Here is a 5,299-nt window from a genome sequence, read left to right on the forward strand (position 1 = left end):
GAACTCACGGGCTTTCGCGATATTAATTTTTTCTTTTTTTGACTCAAGCACCTTTCCATCGCGCGGGTCGGGTGCACCCATTTGAATCCACTTCTCAAAGTCGGCAATTTCTTGTTTCGATAATTTATTCTTAGGTGGCATTTCAAAAGACTCGTGCCGAATCGCTGCAATCAACAAACTGTTTTTCACATCGCCTGGAATAATGCTCGGGCCCGTATCTCCCCCTTTCAGCATCGCGGCGCTGGAATCCAGTAATAATTCCCCCTCAAGTTTGTTGTTTTTTTTTGCTTCTAATGAATGGCACGCATAACATTCGTTGACAAGCACTGGCCTGATTTTCGATTCAAAAAACTGCAAACCCTCTTTGGTTGGCTGAACTTTCTTCGTTTGCTCTGCTGAAAAAGCAGAATTGAGAAACAGCATGATTCCCATACTGGAAAGCAAAACAGAGCGAATCATAGTAATCATCCAATGTCATTTAGGCGGGATACACGGAGAGAATCATCTCATTCCACAGAATCAGTTTATTCTAACGAAGAGGCCTTTGATTGCGTAACGTCAACACAAAATGCAGGGTCTCTATTGTACCAAGAACAGAAGGCATCGCAAGGATTATATCATAGCGCACAATACTTCAGATCACTCAAATTCCTAATCTATGTTTACTAACCCTCCCTCTGATCTAGAAGGGTCTCTTCCAGGTGAAATGCCTCTCCGAAACATCCGGGATATTAGCGGGTTTGGAACCAGTATTCTGACATTTGCTGAGTTCAAAGAATCAAAATCAATCCTTGAATCTTTTCTGATCATGGGTCATGCTAATACTGCTCCCCCGGCGCGCATAAAATAAGAAATCTGGGACAACCATATTACTTACCATACTGACTGAAACCGAAAGATCCATCCGATGAGAATAAGACTACTTCTCCTCATTCTCTTCGCATACTTGACCTGCCTGGTTCAACCTCTGTCTGCCATGGAGCGTCCTAACATTATCCTGGTTTTCATTGATGACATGGGCTGGGGCGATTTTTCGTGCTTCGGCAATACTGAAGCAGCCACACCTAATATTGACAGGCTTGCCAAAGAGGGTATCAGCTTCCATCAGTTCTATGTCAATTCGCCAATCTGTTCTCCGTCCCGTGTTGCCATCTCGACCGGCCAATATCCTCAGCGCCATCGCATTACATCCTATCTTGCCGACCGGAAAAAAAACGAAAAAAGAGGAGTGGCAAATTGGCTTGACCCAGCCACCCCCATGCTGGCGCGCTATCTGCAAAAATCAGGCTATGCCACAGCACATTGTGGCAAATGGCATATGGGCGGGCAGCGAGATGTAGATAATGCACCGGCTATTACTTCTTATGGGTTTGATGCATCGTTAACCAACTTCGAAGGGATGGGTGCAAAGCTGCTACCTTTGACAGAAACTCCGACAAAAAATGGTGACGTGAAAAAAGGGCGAATCTGGGAGAACGCCACACGCCTGGGAACCCCGATTGAATGGATGCTGCGTTCCAAAATCACCGGCGGTTTTGCAGACAAAGCAATTGAGTTTGTCGATCAAGCTCAAGCAAAAAAACAACCATTCTACATCAACGTCTGGCCGGATGATGTACATACTCCGCTCTTCCCGTCTTTGGGACGCTGGACCGACACCCGGCGAGGTCTTTATCTGGCAGTCTTAGAGGAAATGGATCAGCAACTCTCAAACTTGTTTAATCGAATCAGGAACGATACCACCTTGCACGACAATACGCTCATCTTAATTTGCTCGGATAACGGCCCTGAACAAAATGCTGGTTCCGCTGGTCCCTTTACAGGACTGAAAGCAACCTTGTTTGAAGGTGGTATCCGTTCGCCTCTCATCGCCTGGGGGCCAGGTTTAATCGCTGATTCGCTGCAAGGCACGATCAATAAATCATCTGTGTTTTCCGCGATCGACCTTGTTCCTTCTCTACTACATCTATGCGGTGTGTCAGCACCGAAGGACGCACACTTCGATGGCGAGAACATTGCTGACACTCTCGTCGGAAAATCTAAGGACTCTCGGTCAGCCCCTCTCTTTTTCCGTCGTCCACCAGACCGAAAGAACTTTCGCAGTTATAAGAATCTTCCGGATCTGGCAGTCCGCGAGGGTAAATGGAAGCTTCTGTGTGACTATGATGGCAAACGCCCTCGACTCCACAATCTAGAAACTGATCCCACCGAATCGAAAAACCTTACTGACCAGCAACTAGAACTGACAAAACGCCTCATCGCCGCGATACTCCAGTGGAATGCGACGATGCCCGCGGACGCCGGGGATCCTGACTACCCCATGAAAACTAGAGCCAAAACAACAACAAATTGAAGTGTCATTTAATATTTTTTGAACTATGATTGCTCTGAAACCGAACCAGAAAACAACACTATATAATAAGATCGAACAGCCAATTCGCTGATATTTTCCCATCAGGTAATATTTCTGTCGGACGGAATGACGCTGGTAATAGTTGAACGAAACAACTAAGCTGATTCAAGCTATCAGAATGCTTTACGACAGCTCATCCTGCCAGAAAACCTCACCAGGTCATTCCTTTTTTGCTGGATCCTAAAAGATCTAGAATCGCCTCTTGCAGTCTTGAGTTCAATGAGAGCCTGAACTACAAAACCGTCAATTATTCGCTCAAACTATCTTTTTATCTGGAAAACATTTCGTGTGGTCTCAGAAGGTTGCCCAACGAGGCATCATTGTGGCTGGTTGTTTGGCCATGGTCTATACCCAGCTCACGATGTCACCGGCGACCATAGAATTTGCCCGCTCTCTTGGTGCAACAAGCTGGCATGTTGGTATTCTCGGTGCTCTGCCTACGTTAATGTTATTCATGCAATTTGTGGCAGCGGTACTCGCTAATCACATCCACTACCGGCGCTGGATCTGGTTCTCTTTTACGATCGTACAAAGATTAGTACTCATACCCGTAGCCGCTGTGCCATTCTTCTTTCCCAACCTTTCCGATCAATGGTGGCTCTGGTTGCTCATTATCCTCACAGCCGTCAACCATGCTTTAATTCATTTCACAACTCCCTTATGGCTTTCATGGATGGGAGATTACCTTCCGCATCAGGGGTTGAACCGCTATTGGGGAATTCGTCAATTGTGGATGTACTGGAGTGGAATCATTTCCTTACTGGGAGGAGCCATTTTCCTGGCGGAAAGCGGTTTAGATATTCAGCAGGGATTCGCAACACTGATTTTTTTAGGCGGCATCTTTGGAATTATTGACATCCTCATCTTTCTCAAAGTTGATGAGCCTCCTGTTACTAAAATGAAAGAACCCAAACTGAAAGAAGTACTCTTAACACCATTCTATGACAAGAATTTTCGGTCGTTCATTTCATTCACCTGCTTTTGGCATTTTGCAGCAATGCTCGGGGCACCATTTATCAGTTTTTATCTACTCGACCATATCGGCATGGACGTCTTCCGTCTTTTGTTACTATGGACTTGTGCCTGGGTCGGCGGCGCAATTTTTTCGAATCGCCTGGGTCATTTGGCCGAACATTTTGGCAATCGACCCATGCTGATTCTGTATACCGCATTTAAGTCCACCAACATGTTCGGCCTGTTATTTTTGCCCCGCGATCCCATCGTCGCGTTTTGGATTATGGTTCCTATTTTTATTCTTGACTCGGTTCTCAATGCGGGAATTGCCATTGCCAACAATGGATTCATGCTCAAAAATTCGCCCGCAGAAAACCGCACGATGTTTATCGCCGCTGGAACAGCAGTAGCTGGGATTGTGGGTGGTCTCACATCAATCGCCGCTGGTGCTTTTCTAGTATTGACTACGGGATGGAGCATGTCATTGGGATGGATCGATTTCAATAATTTTCATATCATTTTTGCAGCTAGTTTAATCATGCGTCTGGCTGCCGCTTTTTTCGCTCGGACAATCCGCGAACCCGACTCTCACTGGACTGCACAAGTCGTGGTTCAACTGGTGGGTGTAACTCCCTTACGAATTCTCCGCTTTCCTGTTGGATTATATCGGTCGTTTGTTTCTGACGAGAATGCCCCCCCCTCCCGCAAAGAAAAACGTAATCGTAAAAAGAATTCGAACTTAGACGAGCCCGAGTCACCTTAACTCCACAATGGTACTTGCGAAAAGTTTTCGACTCGTCCGCGACCGGATGATTCCCAGATCAGGTTATAATAATCCTGAACTAAAACGCGTAGGAATTATTGCATTTCGAGTTCTTTGTACTTCGCATCTTTATCAAGCACGGTTCCCCAGACACGATTCGATGCCTGATGTCGAGAAGGACCAAAATTAATGATCGGACCGATCCCCAGATCAAGATTGTTAATCTTCTCCAAAGCATTGATCACATTTTCGGTTGTCACAGTTTCACCGGCTGCTTCCACCTTCTTTAATCCTTCAATTAAACACTCTGCGGCAATAAATCCTTCAAGGGAAACAAATCCCGGTTTTGACAGGGGGTAGTATTTTCGCATGGCAGCACGATAGCGTAAAACCCCAGTTGCGTTGGAAAGATAATAAGGTACAACCTGCGTGACAATGACTCCTTCTGCATACGCTGAGCCCATTTCTTTAAATTGCTGCGCCAAAGGGTCACTGCCTACAAAGGAAACGGCTGCAGTCAAGAGATTGAGTTGGCGATCTTTCAACTGCTGAACCAGCAAAGCTGCCGGCTTATAAGTCGCTACCATGATCAAAGCATCAATCTGATCTTTTAGTTCTTCAATGGCTTTGACCGCACTCGCAATCTGTGTTGTATTCCGCTCATAGCCAACTCTGATAATATTTTCCGGTTGAATATTATACTTTTCCAATGCCTTGGCAACACCAGCAAGACCATCTTCGCCGAATGAATCGTTTTGTGCAAACACGGCGATTTTACCTGGCGCGATGCGTTTCTTTTCAACAAAATAGTGCACCATGGCTGCGGTTTCATCAGCATAGCTGGCACGATAATTAAATACATAGCGATCGGGGGGATCACGCCTCAAGCTTTGCGCACCGGTAAAAGGAGCAAAAAAGAGGTATTTGTTTTCATTCGCATAACGAAAAGTCTTTTCTGCGGTTGGCGTGCCTACATTACCAATCACGGCAAAAATCTGATTACCCTCAAAGAGTTCCTGCATATTTTCCAATGCCTGATTCGGCTCATAACCGTCATCCTTCACAATGAGTTCTATCTGACGCCCCCCAACACCTCCGGCTGCATTCACGGACTTAAAACAGGCCTGCATTCCCATTACCATATCATAGCCCAATTCTTTATTGGACCC

The 5,299-nt window shown here is 45.9% G+C and carries 4 protein-coding genes; 2 read left to right on the forward strand and 2 right to left on the reverse strand.

All coding sequences use genetic code 11. The features are described from left to right. Positions 1-459: c-type cytochrome domain-containing protein (locus Q0668_RS24725; RefSeq protein ID WP_298869227.1), on the reverse strand; the 459-nt coding region annotated here is incomplete at its 3' end. A gap of 517 nt (positions 460-976) precedes the next feature. On the opposite strand from Q0668_RS24725, the gene Q0668_RS24730 reads away from it, so the two are divergent. Together Q0668_RS24730 and Q0668_RS24735 are read left to right on the forward strand one after the other, a co-directional pair. Beyond that, positions 977-2,353: a sulfatase-like hydrolase/transferase gene (locus tag Q0668_RS24730; RefSeq protein ID WP_366918990.1), complete on the forward strand. Its 1,377-nt coding sequence runs from the start codon at positions 977-979 to the stop codon at positions 2,351-2,353. A gap of 346 nt (positions 2,354-2,699) precedes the next feature. Next, positions 2,700-4,130 (forward strand): MFS transporter, encoded by a 1,431-nt coding sequence (locus tag Q0668_RS24735; protein ID WP_298869230.1) that lies wholly within the window; start codon positions 2,700-2,702, stop codon positions 4,128-4,130. A gap of 95 nt (positions 4,131-4,225) precedes the next feature. Here Q0668_RS24735 and Q0668_RS24740 read toward each other — a convergent pair. Further along, positions 4,226-5,299: ABC transporter substrate-binding protein (locus Q0668_RS24740; protein ID WP_298869231.1), on the reverse strand; the 1,074-nt coding region annotated here is incomplete at its 5' end.

Origin of the sequence: uncultured Gimesia sp., assembly GCF_937910335.1 — a bacterium.
Lineage (GTDB): Bacteria > Planctomycetota > Planctomycetia > Planctomycetales > Planctomycetaceae > Gimesia.